Source organism: Photobacterium aphoticum (assembly GCF_001029435.1).
Taxonomy (GTDB): Bacteria; Pseudomonadota; Gammaproteobacteria; order Enterobacterales; family Vibrionaceae; genus Photobacterium; species Photobacterium aphoticum.
Window position 1 is genome coordinate 1 of sequence record NZ_LDOV01000029.1, and the last position, 15,021, is coordinate 15,021.

A 15,021-nucleotide genomic window follows, 5' to 3' on the forward strand; every position below is an offset into this window, starting at 1 on the left:
TGGTCCTATGGTCCTATGGTCAAAATATCGCTTCTCATTCGAGATGCAAGTACTTCAGTTCTCGCACTTACCCTAGGACCAAGGGCCGCACTCAGCCGCCCTTGCTTTTCCGCTCTTACTCGCCCCTCGTCCCTCTCTCAATTACGCGTCAATGATCTCGTACGAGTGGGTCATTTCCACGCCTTTGCCCAGCATCAAACATACTGAGCAGTATTTCTCTAACGAATCTGCCACGGTTTTGGCCACCAGCGCTTCATCCAGCCCTTTACCGGTCACCACGAAGTGCAGGTTCGCACCGGTAAATAAACGCGGCGCTTGCTCACGACGAACGGCGTTAATCTGCGCTTCACAGGCGGTGATCGGCTGGCCGGCAGACTTCAATCCGTCCACCACATCCACCGAGCTGCATCCCCCTGCGGCCATCAATACCAGCTCCATCGGGCTGGGTGCTTTTTCGCCACCGTTGCCGTCCATTACCACGCTGTGACCTGAATTTGACTGTCCCAGGAAGGTCATCCCTTCCACCCATTTAACACGTGATTGCATTGTATTCTCCTTACTACTTATGAGGGATTTAGGCACTATCTAACAACCGTGTGATCATGTGCACACTTATGGGTATAAAATGGCCGTGCCCGATAGATCAATATCAAGAAAAACGTGCCGAAAAAAGATAAACTCTGAACTAATTATTCTGGTCGGCTTGCAGCGGTGCGGCGGACTGAATATCCTAAACGGCGAACTACATTATTGTTAGGCCCGGCCTCAAACGTATAGGGACGTCGTTGTTGGGCAATAAACGCAGAGGAAGTTAGTAATATGGTTCCAGGTAAACCTCAAACAGATCCAACTTTAGAGTGGTTTCTTTCGCATTGCCACATTCATAAGTACCCGTCAAAAAGCACGTTGATCCATGCGGGTGAGAAAGCTGAAACGCTCTATTACATCGTTAAAGGTTCTGTTGCTGTCCTAATCAAGGATGAAGAAGGCAAGGAAATGATCCTGTCTTACCTAAACCAAGGTGACTTCATTGGTGAGCTAGGTCTGTTTGAAGAAGGCCAAGAGCGTACCGCTTGGGTACGTGCGAAAACCCCTTGTGAAGTGGCTGAAATTTCATTCAAGAAATTCCGCCAGCTGATCCAAGTTAACCCAGACATCTTGATGCGTCTGTCTGCACAGATGGCAAGCCGCCTACAGGTGACAAGCCAGAAAGTGGGCGACCTTGCGTTCTTGGACGTAACCGGCCGCATTGCACAAACATTGCTGAACCTGGCTAAACAGCCAGACGCAATGACACACCCAGACGGTATGCAGATCAAGATCACGCGTCAGGAAATCGGTCAAATCGTTGGCTGTTCTCGTGAAACGGTTGGTCGTATTCTGAAGATGCTGGAAGAGCAGAACCTGATCTCTGCTCACGGTAAAACCATCGTGGTGTACGGTACGCGCTAAGCACACCGAACAACCTATGAAGAAAAGCCGCAACTGTGCGGCTTTTTTTTAACAGCAGGTATCGCTATAAGGCATATTTGTTAGCAGGGTCACGGTTTTGACCATTTGCGCTGCTGCCGCTTGATGCTACATTATGCATATCAATCCTGACGACTTCCAAGGAATGGAAACACATGGACATGGAACGCTTCTCCCCTTACCGTACAACGCAACCGGCCGGGATCCTCTGCCCCCTGCCTACCACCGTTGAACTGACCGGTTTCAGTGATGGCCGCTCTTTCCTCGAGCAGCAAGATTTGCCCCGCTGTGGCACCGCCCGTACTGGCGTTGATTTATCGCCACTCGACAGTCGTCACCTGTAGCGCACAAACAGTGAGTGCGGTTTCCCTGCCTTCGCGTTTATTTGTCTGAACCTTCGTCAGCCTTGGCATCCGTGCTTTCAAAGATTTTATCGGCAGAGGCTTCGACAAACCCGCTGAACAGGGGCCCGTCATCTTCAAACGGATAACGCTTGGCAAACTCATAGAAGCCCCCCGGTATGGTATGCACCCCATCGGTAAAACCGACCTCAACCTGATCAGCCAAGGTGGCGGATTGCTCCAATAATACCGCTGGCGAGCCTTTCACCTCCCCCCCGGCCGTATTGATGGCAAACCCGTTATGCCGCAGCAAATGGTTGACCTCTGCCACCTCCGTGAACTGCTCCAAATGATTCAGGCTCACCGTAAAATGGTTAGCCCCAAACCCGTGCGCAGCGAGCCACCCGGCATAGTTACTTTCTGCCGCCAACAGCTCATACGTGGCAAAATCGAGATCCCAGCGCCGTCCGCCGTACAAGAAAGACGGATCCCGCATCGCCTGCTCGGGCACCTGATCAATCAACTCTCTGACCGTCTCCTGAAACAACGAGCTGAACTGCCCCACCATCAGTTCACTGATGAACACTTTTGGCGCTAAAGGATTGGGATGTTCAAAGTGCTCGGCATACAGTTTCTTCCCTTCAAAGTGATACCGCCCCGCCGGCTGATAGCCAATGGCAATAAACGGCGCCGCGAGGCGATCTAACCCCACCTTGGGCAGGTTGAAGGTGCGTAACGCGATGTGATCATTAAACAGCGGCTCTTCTTCGGTCAGCAGATCATGGATCGCTTGCGCCGACGGGCACAAACGCTGTACGTAGTCCTGCCACAAATCATCAAACAATTGCACTACCCGTTCCATCTTCCCCTCCTTACAAGGTGCGGTGACTCACAAGAGCCGGAGACTGACAAAGTGCGATTACGCGCTGTGCAGACCTGTTACGCCCGGCAACAACTGTGCGGGTAATTCTGGTTGCGCACCTTCCATGGAGGCCATCGGATAGGCACAGTAGTCAGCGGCATAATACGCACTGGGTCGCAGGTTACCGGAGGCACCGGGGCCACCAAACGGCGCATCGCCACTGGCACCGGTCAGCGGTCGGTTACGGTTCACGATCCCCGCCCGAATATGATCCAGAAAATACGCCCATTCCTCATCCACCGTCGAAATCAACCCGGCGGATAAGCCAAAGCGAGTGGCATTGGCCAGCGTCACGGCCTGTGCCAAGGTGTCATAACGCACAATCTGCAACAGCGGGCCGAAATACTCTTCATCCGGCAGCGCCGCAATGGCCGTCACATCAATGATGGCCGGTGTCACAACGGCCCCTTGACCACGACGGGCAGCCAATAACCGCTGACCGCCCAGCGCCACCAAATCAGCTTCGGTTTGCACAATACGTTCTGCCGCATCCCTTGAGATCTGCGGCCCCATAAACGGCGCAGGTGTGGCAAAAGGATCATCCACCCGCAATTGCTGCGTCACCGCCACTAACCGCGTGATCAGCTGATCGCCCGCTTCCCCTGCCGGCACATATAACCGACGGGCACAGGTACAGCGCTGGCCGGCACTTAAAAACGCCGACTGAATAATAGTGTAGACAGTGGCCTCTAACTCGCCATAGTGCGGCGAGACCACTAAGGGATTATTGCCGCCCATTTCCAGCGCCAGCATCTTCTCTGGCTGGCCGGCAAACTGGCGATGCAGGAGATGACCGGTCTGGGCGCTACCGGTAAACAAGAGGCCGTCAATATCAGGCGATTGGGCAAGCGCTTCACCGGTAGCCCGCCCGCCTTGCAGCAGATTAATCACCCCGTCTGGCAGGCCCGCTTGTTGCCATAACGTCAGGGTGAATTCAGCCACTTTGGGGGTCAGCTCTGAGGGTTTAAAGACCACGGTATTGCCTGCCAGTAGTGCCGGCACAATGTGGCCGTTAGGCAAGTGGCCGGGGAAGTTATACGGGCCAAATACCGCCATCACGCCGAGCGGCCGATGGCGTAACACCGCCTGCGTGTCACCGGCAGCCGCTTTGTGCGTTTCCCCCGTCCGTTCATGGTACGCCCGCAGGGAAATCGCGATTTTCCCCACCATGGCGCTCACTTCAGTGAGGGTTTCCCACAACGGTTTACCGGTTTCTTCCGCGATAATGTGCGCCAAGGAGGCTCGATTTTCCTCGACCACTTGGGCAAATCGCTCCACCAGCGCCTGACGCTCGCTAAACGCGGTATGTCGCCATGTCAGCAACGCCTGACGGGCACTCTGAATGGCCGCCGCCACCTGCGTGCCACTGGCAGCCTGCCCCTGCCAAACGACCTGCTCCGTGAACGGGTTGAGCGAGACCATCGGTTCCCCGTCTCCGGCCTGCCAGTGTCCTGCGATCCATTGCGTCATGGCGTATCTCCTCTATTAAATGACCAGAACGATTGCATAATCCGGTCAATTCAGCGTTCAGAACTATTGGATGATCAGACGAATAGCATCGCCTTGTTCAACCTGCAAGGCGGCGGCCATGGCGGGGCTGATCACCGCCTGATCGTCAATGAGGGACGCCGGCCCCACCACGGCGCGAAAGTCGCTAAACGACGTATTGCTGATCACCGCCTCTTTGGCCTGTTGCGGCTCGCCAATCACCACATGGCACAATTGCGAATGGCGCACCGATTCAATATTGCGCAGCTCGCACTCCACCGTCGGCCCCGCATCAAAAATATCGACATACCCACGGCAGCTGAAGCCTTCCTGCTCCAGCAGGCGCAACGCCGGACGGGTATTGTCATGCACCTCGCCGATCACCGCCTGCGCTTCCGGGCTCAACAGATTGACGTAAATCGGCAGCTTGGGCATCAAGTCGGCGATAAAGCCTTTCTTGCCGATCCCGGTCAGGTAATCGGCGAGGGTAAAATCAATCGAGAAAAAGTGATCTTTCAGCCAATCCCAAAACGGTGAGTTACCGGCTTCATCCGAGACGCCACGCATCTCGGCAATCACGGTTTTATCAAACCGCTCTGGGTGCTGCGCCATCATCAAAAAACGGCATTTGGATAACAGCCGGCCATTGAGTCCGGCCCGCCACTCGGGGCGTAAAAACAAGGTACACAGTTCACTCACCCCAGTGTAATCATTACCAAAGGTCAGGATCTTCACAACATTGTGGACGTTCAGGCGACGGGAAGAATGGACCACCGTACTGAGGTGATAGGTGTAGAACGGGCTTTCTAAGCCGACGGCCGCTTCAATGGCGGTGGTGCCGGCGATCTCACCGGTCTCGGTATCTTCCGCCACCATCAGGTACCCTTCCGGCCCCGGCGTGGTGACAGTTTTCGCAAAGCTGGCTTCTGAGTGCTGAATACGGGCCGCCAGGATCTCTTCATTGACGGGTAATGAGGTAAAACCGTGTCCCGATGCATCCGCACACTGCAGCAGTGCCGGCAAATCCTCGGCGGTAATCGGTCGTATCACTAGCATCGCATTCCCTCCTGATCGCTATCCAGATACTTTGATTGACGTTCCCCCCTAGGCACACGTAACAAGGCATCCGGCCTCGTCACGTGTGACAAATGAAAGGGGAAATCGAAGACAAGCTTATGCCGTCTTATCCATCTGTTGGGTATACAAGGTGCCAATCGCCCGACTGAGACGCGCCATGCCTTCATCAAACTCGGCTTTGGTGATCGCCAGTGACGGGGTAAAACGCACCACATCAGCGCCGGCCACCAAGACCATGACCCCTTCAGCGCCGGCGGCCTGCAGGACATCACGCGCACGCCCTTTCCACTCCGCATTGAGCGCGGCGCCGAGCAGCAAGCCTTTGCCCCGGATTTCACTGAAAATCGGATACTGCGCATTGATTGCCTGCAACGCATCACGGAACCATTGTTCACGCGCTTTCACGCCAGCCAGGAAGTCCGGCTCCGTCACTGTCCGTACCACGGCTTCCGCCACCGCACAGGCCAATGGGTTACCGCCATAAGTAGAACCGTGCGTGCCCACCTTCAGGTGTTCAGCCAGCGCCGTTGTCGTCAGCATCGCGCCAATCGGAAAACCGCCCCCGAGTGATTTGGCGGTACTGAGGATATCCGGCGTCACACCCAGCCCTTGGTACGCATAAAACTCACCGGTGCGGCCATTACCGGTCTGCACTTCATCAAACACCAGCAGCGCATTGTGCTGATCACACAGATCGCGCACGCCTTGTACAAAGGCCGGATCCGGTGCGATGATCCCGCCTTCCCCTTGCAGTGGCTCCATCATGACGGCACAGGTCCGCGATGACATGTGCGCAGCCAATGTCTCTAAGTCGTTATACGGCAGATGGGTCACATCGCCCGGTTTCGGGCCAAAGCCATCGGAATAAGCCGCTTGCCCGCCGACCGTAACAGTAAAGAAGGTGCGACCATGGAAACCTTGGGTAAAGGCAATGATTTCAGACTTCTCCGGGCCGTAGACATCTGCCGCATAACGGCGCGCCAGTTTTAAGGCCGCTTCATTGGCTTCGGCGCCGGAATTGGCAAAGAACACCTTGTCGGCAAAGCTGTGTTCGGTCAGCAAGCGGGCCAGACGCAACGCCGGCTCATTGGTCATCACATTACTGACATGCCACAGTTGCTCGGCCTGCGCCGTTAAGGCTTTCACCATCACCGGATGACAGTGCCCGAGGCAGCTCACCGCGATCCCACCGGCAAAATCGATATAATCCCGCCCGTCCTGATCCCACACGGTGGAACCCTGACCTTTCACCGGGACGATTTGCATGGGTGCGTAACACGGCACCATCACCTCATCAAAATCCTGACGATCTACCGCCTGTTCCTTTTCCATTGTCGTATCCTTCTCTCTTTACTGCCTCAAACATAGTATTTACATTTTATTAACCAAAGCCAATAGCAGATTATTTTTTTATCGTTCGATGCCGACAGCGTAAATCCCTACTGACCATATAGTTATGCATCTTTCACGAAAAGTTATTAAGAAGAGATGGTGACAGAGTGTATTTCCTTTGAGGAAACAAAGGCATCGCCTCACGTAACGTGCATAATTTGGCAAATGATAAAAAGGCAGAAATCACGTCTGACAAATCAGACAATAATGAAGGGGATCACGATTTCACAGGTCAAAAACCGCCAGATAGTCGGGTATCTAGCCGTTTAACGTCGCGAAGTGCGGTTAAAGATGTGGGAAAGAGAGAGTAAAAACAAAATGGGCAGCATAATCTGCTACCCATCACAGTCGATGAAACTACACCGTCCGGCGCAGGAAATTCGCCAATAGCGCATGGCCTTGCTCGGTCATGATGCTTTCGGGGTGGAACTGCACCCCTTCAATAGGCAAGGTGTTATGAACCAGGCCCATGATTTCATCCGGCTCACCGTCACGCTCACTCCAGGCGGTCACGGTAAAGCAATCGGGCAGCGTGTCCGCTTTGACCACCAGCGAATGATAACGGGTGACCTTGAGCGGTTCATTCAACCCGGAAAACAGGTGAGATTGGGTATGGCGAATGGCTGAGGTTTTACCGTGCATCACCTGACGGGCGCGTACCACCTCCCCGCCAAACACTTGTGCGATAGCCTGATGGCCCAGACACACGCCTAAGATCGGCAATTTACCGGCAAAATGTGCAATGGCCGCCAAGGAGATCCCCGCTTCATTCGGGGTGCAGGGCCCGGGAGAAATCACCAGATGGGTCGGGGCAAGCGCTTCAATACCGGCCAGATCGATCTCGTTATTGCGCACCACTTTTACCTCTGCGCCGAGTTCACAGAAATACTGGTAGAGGTTGTAAGTGAATGAATCGTAGTTGTCGATCATCAATAGCATGGGTACCGCTGCTCCCTGAATATAACAGCGGCCTATTGTGCAGTAGCGTCTCAGAAAGGCAAGTACTGGCAAAAAAAAACCGGCAATCTGCCGGTTTTCATCTGTCTTGGAGCAAGGATTATGGGCGCGCCACAAAACCTACAGCTTCGTACACTTTCTTCAGTGTTTCTGCCGCACGTGCAGAGGCTTTTTCCGCACCGACTTTCATCACGCTGTCCATGTAAGCACGGTCAGCACGAATGCGACGGTATTCCGCCTGAATTGGCTCAAGCATCGCAACCAGTGCTTCACCGACGTCTTTCTTGAACGGACCGTACATTTCCACGCCTGCGTATTTCGCTTCGATTTCCGCGTAGCTCATACCGGTTGCCGCTGAGTACAGACCCATCAGGTTCGAGATACCTGCTTTGTTGGTCACGTCATGGGCAATGCGTGGTGGCGTTTCGGCATCCGTCTGCGCCTTGTTGATCTTCTTGATGATCGACTTCGGCTCTTCCAGCAGGGTGATCACGTTCTTACGGTTATCATCCGACTTAGACATCTTCTTGGTTGCATCCTGCAGGCTCATCACGCGCGCATTCACGGTTGGGATGTACGGCTCTGGGATGGTGAAGATTGGCTGCTCTGGCGAGTAGATGTTGTTGAAACGGGTCGCGATATCACGCGCCAGCTCAAGGTGCTGCTTCTGATCGTTACCCACTGGCACTTGGTGCGCGCCGTACAATAGGATGTCAGCGGCCATCAGTACCGGGTAGCCAAACAGACCTGCGTTCACGTCGTTCGCGTAACGGGCAGACTTGTCTTTAAACTGGGTCATACGGCTCAGTTCACCCATTTGGGTGTAGCAGTTCAGTACCCAGCTTAGCTGCGCGTGTTCAGGCACATGCGACTGCACAAACAAGGTGCTTTTCTCTGGCGTTACGCCTACTGCTAGACAGATCGCCAATGCATCCAAGGTCGCTTCATACAACGCTTTTGGATCCTGGCGTACGGTGATGGCATGCAAATCCACCACACAGTACTGGCAATCGTAGTCATCCTGCATCTGTTCCCACTGACGCAGCGCACCCAGATAGTTACCAATGCTCAATTCACCTGAAGGCTGGACGCCACTTAATACAATGGGTTTAGTCATGATGAGATTTTCCTCTGTCACTCAGCAACGCCGCGTACTGACGCGGCGATTTTCAATTCTACATGAAGGGTTCCGCAGGCGGGACCTGTACTAGCTGCCTAGTGTAACCACTTCGGTCAGCTGACTAAAGTGATCCAAGACAATATCTGGCTCACTGGCGCTGATTGGCTGGCCATAGTTATAGCCATAAGTCAGTCCAACAACATAACACGCCGCCGCTTTGGCCGCCAAGATGTCATTGCGGGAATCCCCCACCATCAACATCTGCTCGGCGCGCAACTGGTGTTTGTCCAGCAACCAGTTAAGGGCAAACGGATCCGGCTTTTTCAGCGGGAACGTATCGCCGCCAATAACATCCACGAAATACTGGGCAATGTCATGCTCTTCCAGCAAATGTGGAACAAACTGCGCAGGTTTATTGGTGACAATCGCCATCGGGATACCGGCCTGATGGAACGCCGCCAAGGTCGCTTTCACGCCTGGGTACAGCGCACTCTTCTGATGGCCGCCTTCGGCATAGAAGCGATCAAACAACTGGCGGGCTTCACGGTGCAGCGCGGGATCCAAATCCGGATCAACCTCCAGACTGCGGCTAAGGGCGCGGCCGATCAGAATATCAGCCCCGTTACCGATCCAGGTGGTCACCTGCTCCACGGTCACACCTGGGCGGCCCAACGCCTGCATGGTTTTATCGGCAGCATCGGCCAGATCCGGCACGCTGTCGAGCAGCGTACCGTCCAAATCAAAGGCAATAAATCGAATATCAGATAACGCAGACATGTTAACGGCTCACCTTGGCCAGTTCTGCACGCATCTCATCAATCACCGCTTTGTAATCCGGCTGACTGAAGATCGCAGAGCCTGCCACGAACATGTCCGCACCGGCTTCGGCGATTTCACGGATGTTGTCGACTTTCACGCCGCCATCAATTTCCAGACGGATCGCACGGCCTGACGCATCAATACGCTGACGCACTTCACGCAGCTTATCCAGCGTGCTTGGAATGAATGACTGGCCACCAAAGCCCGGGTTCACAGACATCAGCAAAATCATGTCGACTTTGTCCATGATGTAATCCAAATAGTGCAGTGGGGTCGCCGGGTTAAATACCACGCCCGCCTGACAGCCACACTCTTTGATCAGTTGCAGCGTGCGATCCAAATGCTCGGTCGCTTCAGCGTGCACGGTGATCATGGTCGCGCCCGCTTTGGCGAAATCCGGGATGATACGGTCAACCGGCTTCACCATCAGGTGAACATCAATCGGCGCAGTAATGCCGTAATCGCGCAGGGCCTGACAGATAGGCGCACCAAACGTCAGATTCGGTACGTAGTGGTTATCCATCACGTCAAAGTGGATAACGTCCGCCCCCGCCGCCAATACTTTCTCCACATCTTCACCAAGACGTGCAAAATCTGCAGATAAAATCGATGGAGCGATCAAAAAGTCCTTCATGTTCAGCCTCTATTCGGTACATACGAAAACGATATCGGATATCGCGGCAATTCTACCCGATCCCCCCGGTGATGTCTTAATCGTTTTCTTGACGTGCTACTTCTGCGCCCCCTTTCCCTTTCCGCCCACTACACTCAAAGAAAGTCCAAGGAGGTGTGATGCCCCATTCTCGATCGTCGCCATTGCCATCATCTGAGCCCCCATCAGCCTCAGAACGGCCCTCAATACTGATCTCAAAACTATCCTCAACACAGGCCTCAACACAGGCCTCAAAACCGACTCTGCGCCAGTTGCTGAAAAGTGTTTTTGGCGCGCTGTTTGGGGTGCAATCGGACCAACACCGGCAAGCCGACTTCAGTCAGTCGCGGGTCTGGCCTTACATTGTGGTGGGCATCGCGGCCATTGCGCTGTTTGTGGCAATACTGATTGTCATCAGCCAGTGGGTCAGTCGCTGACCCCTGTCAGAACACGCATTCAGCACGCCAATTCAGGATGCCACGCCGCTCCCTGAAAACGCAGGGCGCGCAAACTGGCAGAAACAAAAAAGACGCCGAGAAGGCGTCTTTCTGTATGAGATAAGATGGGATTATTTATCGGCCGGCTTAAACAGCGCCAGCAACTCATCCACTTTATTGCGGCTCCCACCATTGCGGCTGATGGTGCGCTTCACTTTCACCACCGACAACTCTGCACCGTGGTATAAACGGCGGGTCAGTGTGGTGTCATGGTTAGAAATCAACACCGGGATATCACGCTCATTAGCAGCGCGCTCAGCGGCGTCAGCCAGCGCAGCCTGATCATCCAAGCTAAAGCCATTGCCGGCGTACGAGGTGAAATTCGCCGTGGTCGACAACGGTGCATACGGTGGATCGCAGTAAATCACACTGCCCTTGCGCGCACGGGAAAACGTCTGCTGGTAGCCTTCGCACACAAAGGTGGCACGCTTGGCTTTCTCGGCAAAGAAATACATTTCGTCTTCCGGGAAGTACGGCTTTTTGTACGAACCAAACGGCACATTGAAACCGCCTTTCTTGTTATAACGGCACAAGCCATTGAAACCATGACGGTTCATGTACAAGAAATACAGAGATCGGGTATACGGATCGTCCGTGCGGTTAAACGCTTCACGGATTTCCAGGTACGCCCCTTTTTGGTTGTATTCAGGGGTAAACAACGCCTTGCTGTCACGAATGTACTGCTCAGGTTGTTCTTTAATGATGTTGTACAGGTTGATCAGATCCGGATTGATGTCCGCCAACAGGTACTGTTCAAAATCGGTGTTCAAGAACACAGAGCCCGCGCCCACAAAAGGCTCGACCAATTTACGCGCAGGTGGCAAATGACGCTCGATTTCCTCAACCAGAGAATATTTCCCCCCAGCCCATTTCAGGAATGCACGATGCTTTTTCATTCAGCTGACCACCAATACCGACTTTGTAACGAAAGGTGGCGGATTGTACACCATTTCCTACCGCTACTGATACCGCTAACAGGGAAATATCTCCGGCTCGCGCCAGTTATTTTGCTCTGTCCATTTCGCGATGAATTTGCCCGTATGACTTCACCCAAGGTTTTAAGGCTTGCACATTCGCCGGTAACGCGTCGATACCCTGACGCGCCGCGTGGCTAGTCGGATAGTTACCGGTCACGATAATGTACCAAAGGCGATCATTACGCACCGTTTCATACGCCACCGCCAAGTCATGAATTTCATACTCGTCGATGAAGTTACGCGCCACCGCAATGGACTGCATGGCCGCCAGCTGCAAGGCATAATGGCTTGCCGGCACTGCGCGCAGCTCATGGCCCAACTCCACACGCTCTGTCGCAGGCGTTGTCTTGAGCGAAGCGGCCCGCTTTGCCGCCGCTGTCACCTCAGCCGGTGACACAGCCGATGGCTTCACTTGCTTCGTGTCACCTTCCGCGCTCTTCGGTTCTGGCCTTTCAGTGGCAGGCGCCTGACGCTCAGGTGCGGTCACCTCCGCTGGCGGGGTTTCTGACGTTAACGCGGCAGCTGATTGCTCACCACTGCCACCCACAGACTGCTCATCCAGCATGGCATCCACCACATCCGATGGCACCACCAAACGCGGGCTGTCATCACTGCGCCCGACCGTCAGACCTTCCAGGTGCACCTCAGGAGGCAGACTGGCGCTGTCATCCTGCACCACCGCATTTTCCTGGCTATGCGCCTGACTTCGACCCGCTGTCTGACGATCTGCGACAGTATTCCCTTCGGAACTGTCTGCATCGCCGATCCGGTCACCGACAGTGTCAGGCAAAGCAACGGTCTCTTCCACCGGCGACACACTCGGCGTGTTATCAGCGGGCATAAACAGCCAACCAATGGCAACTGCCACCACGGCCATTAACGCAATCACAATCAGTAACGGGGATGGACGACGCGGTCCCTTGGCTTCCATAGTCTGTGCTTCTCCTTGTTCTAACTGCATCAAGGCACCCGGCCACGGGGCACATTCGGCAATACGGGCTTTGAGGGCGCGTCGCTGTGACGCATCCTGCTCAGGCAATCCGACGCAGGCATCCACAAATGCCTGTGCTTCTTCGAGGGTCAACGGAGCAATTTCCACTTCCAGCGGGCGTTGCTCCTGACCGTAAGTGATTTTATCGAGATATGTCTCCAAGCGCCCACTGTGACCAAACAGCAATACGCTGATTTGCCAGTTTGGTGTGACGCGGGCCTGTTGTACCAGTGCCCATAACTCAGCCACGACGGCAGGACTCAGGTGGTGCGCCTCATCAACCACAATCACCATATTGACGGCAAAATGGGCAAAGATCCGCTCCATGCTATCGACGATGGGATCCTGCTCATTAAATACCGCTTTAGGGGCGATCTGCTGCAGGAGAAAACGGCGGTGCTGCGCATCGGTTTGCTGGGGGTGACACAAGAGCAGTGCCTGTTGTGGCACGCCGGCCCATTGTTCCAGATAACGTTGCGACAACCAGGTTTTCCCCGCGCCTTGCGGTCCGGTGACTTGAATCAGATGGGAGCTGAAACGGGTAAGGAATTGTAAGCGGGAAAGCAGCTGGATCTGTGAGTCCAGATCCAGCGAGTAAGGAGAAGCACCCGTACGCATCGCGATGTACGGGAATTAAGCGCTGATCGCCTGACGCAAAATGGCTTCGGGTACTCCAGAGACCACTTGCGCGGCACCAATCGCCGTGGGCAGGATCAAACGTAACTGGCCAGCCAGCACTTTTTTATCCCGCATCATGTGTTTCATGTAGGCATCAAAGTCCATTTCGGCTGGACCTTGTAACGGCAACTGAGCTTTTTTCAATAAGCGGATAATGCGTTCTACATCCGCCTCACTCAGTAAGCCTTGATAGTGTGCGGTACGTGCCGCTTGCACGGTTCCGACGGCGACCGCCTCACCATGCAACCAATTGCCATACCCCATTTGTGCTTCAATCGCATGACCAAAGGTATGACCCAAATTCAATAAGGCACGTACACCCGATTCTTTTTCATCTGCCGCCACCACATCGGCTTTGATTTGGCAGCAACGCTTAATCGCATAGTTCAGTGCATCGCCATCAAGGGCTTGCAACTTCTCCATGTTCTCTTCCAGCCAAGCGAAAAACGGCGCATCAGCAATAATGCCGTATTTGATCACTTCAGCCATCCCCGCCGCAAATTCACGGGCAGGCAAGGTGTGCAAACAGCGGTTATCAATCACGACCGCTTTAGGCTGGTAAAACGCACCGATCATGTTTTTACCCAACGGATGGTTCACGGCGGTTTTCCCGCCCACCGAGGAGTCAACCTGTGACAGTAATGTTGTCGGTACCTGAATAAAATTGACACCGCGATGAAAGCTGGCTGCCGCAAAACCTACCACATCCCCAATCACACCGCCGCCGAGCGCCACAATCACCGTATCACGGGCGTAATTGCCTTCCAGCAAAAACGTCATGATCTGGTTGAACGTCTCGAGGGATTTATACTGCTCACCGTCCGGCAATGACAGCAACGCCACATCACGGCACAGGCCACGCAGCGTATTCATCACCTGATCGGCATAAAGGGGAGCAACGGTATCATTACTGATCACAACCACACGTTGTGATGCAGACATTGCAGGGGAAAATAACGCCGGGTTAGTAAATAACTCGGCGCCAATTGAGATGGGGTAACTTCTCTCTCCGAGATCGACAGTGATCCGTTCCATGGCCAGCCTCTCTGTTGGATTAGCGCTCTTCAAGCATCTTGATGATTTGGTTTGCGACTACTTTCGCGCTCTGATCGTCAGTGCGAACGACGTAATCGGCTACTTCTTCATACAGGGGATTGCGCTCATCGGCAAGTGCTTCTAGCACTTCGCGTGGTGTGTCTGTCTGAAGCAAAGGACGCTTTTTATCGCGCTGCGTGCGAGCTAGCTGTTTCTCAATCGTCGTTTCAAGGTACACAACGATACCACGAGCAGATAGACGGTTACGGCTCTCTTTGCTTTTCACTGAGCCACCGCCCGTCGCAAGGACAATGCCTTGTTTCTGAGTCAGATCATCAATGACGTTTTCTTCACGGATACGAAAACCCGCTTCGCCTTCAACATCAAATACCCAGCTAATGTCTGCGCCAGTGCGATCTTCGATTTCAGTATCTGAGTCAAAGAATTCCATATGCAGCTGCTGAGCAAGGTGTCTACCGATGGTACTTTTGCCGGCACCCATTGGCCCGACCAGGAAAATATTTCGTTTTTCAGCCATTTTTAGCAAATTTTACGCGCGGTTAATAAAACGACACCGCCCGCAGGCTTTCAATAAATAAGCCCGA

Annotated in this window: 16 protein-coding genes; 3 read left to right on the forward strand and 13 right to left on the reverse strand. The window is 54.0% G+C overall.

All coding sequences use genetic code 11. The features are described 5' to 3' along the window. Positions 1–141: 141 nt before the first annotated feature. Positions 142–546 (reverse strand): OsmC family protein, encoded by a 405-nt coding sequence (locus tag ABT58_RS16080; protein ID WP_047875463.1) that lies wholly within the window; start codon positions 544–546, stop codon positions 142–144. Positions 547–819: 273 nt separating this feature from the next. Here ABT58_RS16080 and crp point away from each other — a divergent pair, with 273 nt between their 5' ends. Further along, positions 820–1,452 (forward strand): cAMP-activated global transcriptional regulator CRP, encoded by a 633-nt coding sequence (gene crp, locus ABT58_RS16085; RefSeq protein WP_036801200.1) that lies wholly within the window; start codon positions 820–822, stop codon positions 1,450–1,452. A 173-nt stretch (positions 1,453–1,625) separates the two neighbouring features. Continuing rightward, the gene (locus ABT58_RS16090; protein WP_047875464.1) at positions 1,626–1,814 is read left to right on the forward strand and encodes a hypothetical protein; all 189 of its coding nucleotides are present in this window, start codon (positions 1,626–1,628) and stop codon (positions 1,812–1,814) included. A 37-nt stretch (positions 1,815–1,851) separates the two neighbouring features. On the opposite strand, the gene ABT58_RS16095 is transcribed toward ABT58_RS16090, so the two are convergent. From ABT58_RS16095 to rpe, 8 genes are all read right to left on the reverse strand, one after another. Then, positions 1,852–2,673 (reverse strand): DUF1338 domain-containing protein, encoded by an 822-nt coding sequence (locus ABT58_RS16095; protein ID WP_047875465.1) that lies wholly within the window; start codon positions 2,671–2,673, stop codon positions 1,852–1,854. Between the two features lie 57 nt (positions 2,674–2,730). After that, positions 2,731–4,203: a succinylglutamate-semialdehyde dehydrogenase gene (gene astD, locus ABT58_RS16100; RefSeq protein ID WP_047875466.1), complete on the reverse strand. Its 1,473-nt coding sequence runs from the start codon at positions 4,201–4,203 to the stop codon at positions 2,731–2,733. Between the two features lie 63 nt (positions 4,204–4,266). Continuing rightward, complete coding sequence (gene astA / locus ABT58_RS16105) at positions 4,267–5,277, reverse strand: arginine N-succinyltransferase (RefSeq protein WP_047875467.1); 1,011 nt, start codon at positions 5,275–5,277, stop codon at positions 4,267–4,269. A 117-nt stretch (positions 5,278–5,394) separates the two neighbouring features. Beyond that, positions 5,395–6,630 (reverse strand): aspartate aminotransferase family protein, encoded by a 1,236-nt coding sequence (locus tag ABT58_RS16110; protein ID WP_047875468.1) that lies wholly within the window; start codon positions 6,628–6,630, stop codon positions 5,395–5,397. A 417-nt stretch (positions 6,631–7,047) separates the two neighbouring features. Beyond that, positions 7,048–7,629 carry an aminodeoxychorismate/anthranilate synthase component II gene (locus ABT58_RS16115; protein ID WP_047875469.1) on the reverse strand — a complete coding sequence of 194 codons (582 nt, stop codon included), beginning with the start codon at positions 7,627–7,629 and terminating at the stop codon, positions 7,048–7,050. Between the two features lie 118 nt (positions 7,630–7,747). After that, complete coding sequence (gene trpS, locus ABT58_RS16120) at positions 7,748–8,764, reverse strand: tryptophan--tRNA ligase (RefSeq protein WP_047875470.1); 1,017 nt, start codon at positions 8,762–8,764, stop codon at positions 7,748–7,750. Positions 8,765–8,854: 90 nt separating this feature from the next. After that, a complete protein-coding gene (locus tag ABT58_RS16125) occupies positions 8,855–9,544 on the reverse strand; it encodes a phosphoglycolate phosphatase (RefSeq protein WP_047875471.1) in 690 nt (229 codons plus the stop codon). Between the two features lies 1 nt (position 9,545). Continuing rightward, positions 9,546–10,220, reverse strand: coding sequence for a ribulose-phosphate 3-epimerase (gene rpe, locus ABT58_RS16130; RefSeq protein ID WP_047875472.1), 675 nt, complete (start codon positions 10,218–10,220; stop codon positions 9,546–9,548). A 158-nt stretch (positions 10,221–10,378) separates the two neighbouring features. On the opposite strand from rpe, the gene ABT58_RS16135 reads away from it, so the two are divergent. Beyond that, positions 10,379–10,675: a DUF2970 domain-containing protein gene (locus ABT58_RS16135; RefSeq protein ID WP_082211130.1), complete on the forward strand. Its 297-nt coding sequence runs from the start codon at positions 10,379–10,381 to the stop codon at positions 10,673–10,675. Positions 10,676–10,806: 131 nt separating this feature from the next. Here the strand turns inward: ABT58_RS16135 and dam are convergent, their stop codons facing one another. From dam to aroK, 4 genes are all read right to left on the reverse strand, one after another. Continuing rightward, positions 10,807–11,631 (reverse strand): adenine-specific DNA-methyltransferase, encoded by an 825-nt coding sequence (gene dam, locus ABT58_RS16140; protein WP_047875473.1) that lies wholly within the window; start codon positions 11,629–11,631, stop codon positions 10,807–10,809. A gap of 106 nt (positions 11,632–11,737) precedes the next feature. After that, positions 11,738–13,321 (reverse strand): AAA family ATPase, encoded by a 1,584-nt coding sequence (locus ABT58_RS16145; protein WP_047875474.1) that lies wholly within the window; start codon positions 13,319–13,321, stop codon positions 11,738–11,740. A 15-nt stretch (positions 13,322–13,336) separates the two neighbouring features. Next, complete coding sequence (gene aroB / locus ABT58_RS16150; RefSeq protein ID WP_047875475.1) at positions 13,337–14,416, reverse strand: 3-dehydroquinate synthase; 1,080 nt, start codon at positions 14,414–14,416, stop codon at positions 13,337–13,339. 19 nt (positions 14,417–14,435) lie between these two features. Next, the gene (gene aroK / locus ABT58_RS16155) at positions 14,436–14,954 is read right to left on the reverse strand and encodes a shikimate kinase AroK (RefSeq protein ID WP_047875476.1); all 519 of its coding nucleotides are present in this window, start codon (positions 14,952–14,954) and stop codon (positions 14,436–14,438) included. Positions 14,955–15,021 lie beyond the last annotated feature (67 nt).

What these genes read in the sequence shown, in the direction of transcription:
- ABT58_RS16145 (WP_047875474.1), bottom strand. Translation starts at nt 13,321, where the DNA reads ATGCGTACGGGTGCTTCTCCTTACTCGCTGGATCTGGACTCACAGATC.
- aroB (WP_047875475.1), bottom strand. Translation starts at nt 14,416, where the DNA reads ATGGAACGGATCACTGTCGATCTCGGAGAGAGAAGTTACCCCATCTCA.
- dam (WP_047875473.1), bottom strand. Translation starts at nt 11,631, where the DNA reads ATGAAAAAGCATCGTGCATTCCTGAAATGGGCTGGGGGGAAATATTCT.
- trpS (WP_047875470.1), bottom strand. Translation starts at nt 8,764, where the DNA reads ATGACTAAACCCATTGTATTAAGTGGCGTCCAGCCTTCAGGTGAATTG.
- ABT58_RS16080 (WP_047875463.1), bottom strand. Translation starts at nt 546, where the DNA reads ATGCAATCACGTGTTAAATGGGTGGAAGGGATGACCTTCCTGGGACAG.
- astA (WP_047875467.1), bottom strand. Translation starts at nt 5,277, where the DNA reads ATGCTAGTGATACGACCGATTACCGCCGAGGATTTGCCGGCACTGCTG.
- ABT58_RS16135 (WP_082211130.1), top strand. Translation starts at nt 10,379, where the DNA reads ATGCCCCATTCTCGATCGTCGCCATTGCCATCATCTGAGCCCCCATCA.
- ABT58_RS16125 (WP_047875471.1), bottom strand. Translation starts at nt 9,544, where the DNA reads ATGTCTGCGTTATCTGATATTCGATTTATTGCCTTTGATTTGGACGGT.
- crp (WP_036801200.1), top strand. Translation starts at nt 820, where the DNA reads ATGGTTCCAGGTAAACCTCAAACAGATCCAACTTTAGAGTGGTTTCTT.
- ABT58_RS16090 (WP_047875464.1), top strand. Translation starts at nt 1,626, where the DNA reads ATGGACATGGAACGCTTCTCCCCTTACCGTACAACGCAACCGGCCGGG.
- ABT58_RS16115 (WP_047875469.1), bottom strand. Translation starts at nt 7,629, where the DNA reads ATGCTATTGATGATCGACAACTACGATTCATTCACTTACAACCTCTAC.
- ABT58_RS16095 (WP_047875465.1), bottom strand. Translation starts at nt 2,673, where the DNA reads ATGGAACGGGTAGTGCAATTGTTTGATGATTTGTGGCAGGACTACGTA.
- astD (WP_047875466.1), bottom strand. Translation starts at nt 4,203, where the DNA reads ATGACGCAATGGATCGCAGGACACTGGCAGGCCGGAGACGGGGAACCG.
- ABT58_RS16110 (WP_047875468.1), bottom strand. Translation starts at nt 6,630, where the DNA reads ATGGAAAAGGAACAGGCGGTAGATCGTCAGGATTTTGATGAGGTGATG.
- aroK (WP_047875476.1), bottom strand. Translation starts at nt 14,954, where the DNA reads ATGGCTGAAAAACGAAATATTTTCCTGGTCGGGCCAATGGGTGCCGGC.
- rpe (WP_047875472.1), bottom strand. Translation starts at nt 10,220, where the DNA reads ATGAAGGACTTTTTGATCGCTCCATCGATTTTATCTGCAGATTTTGCA.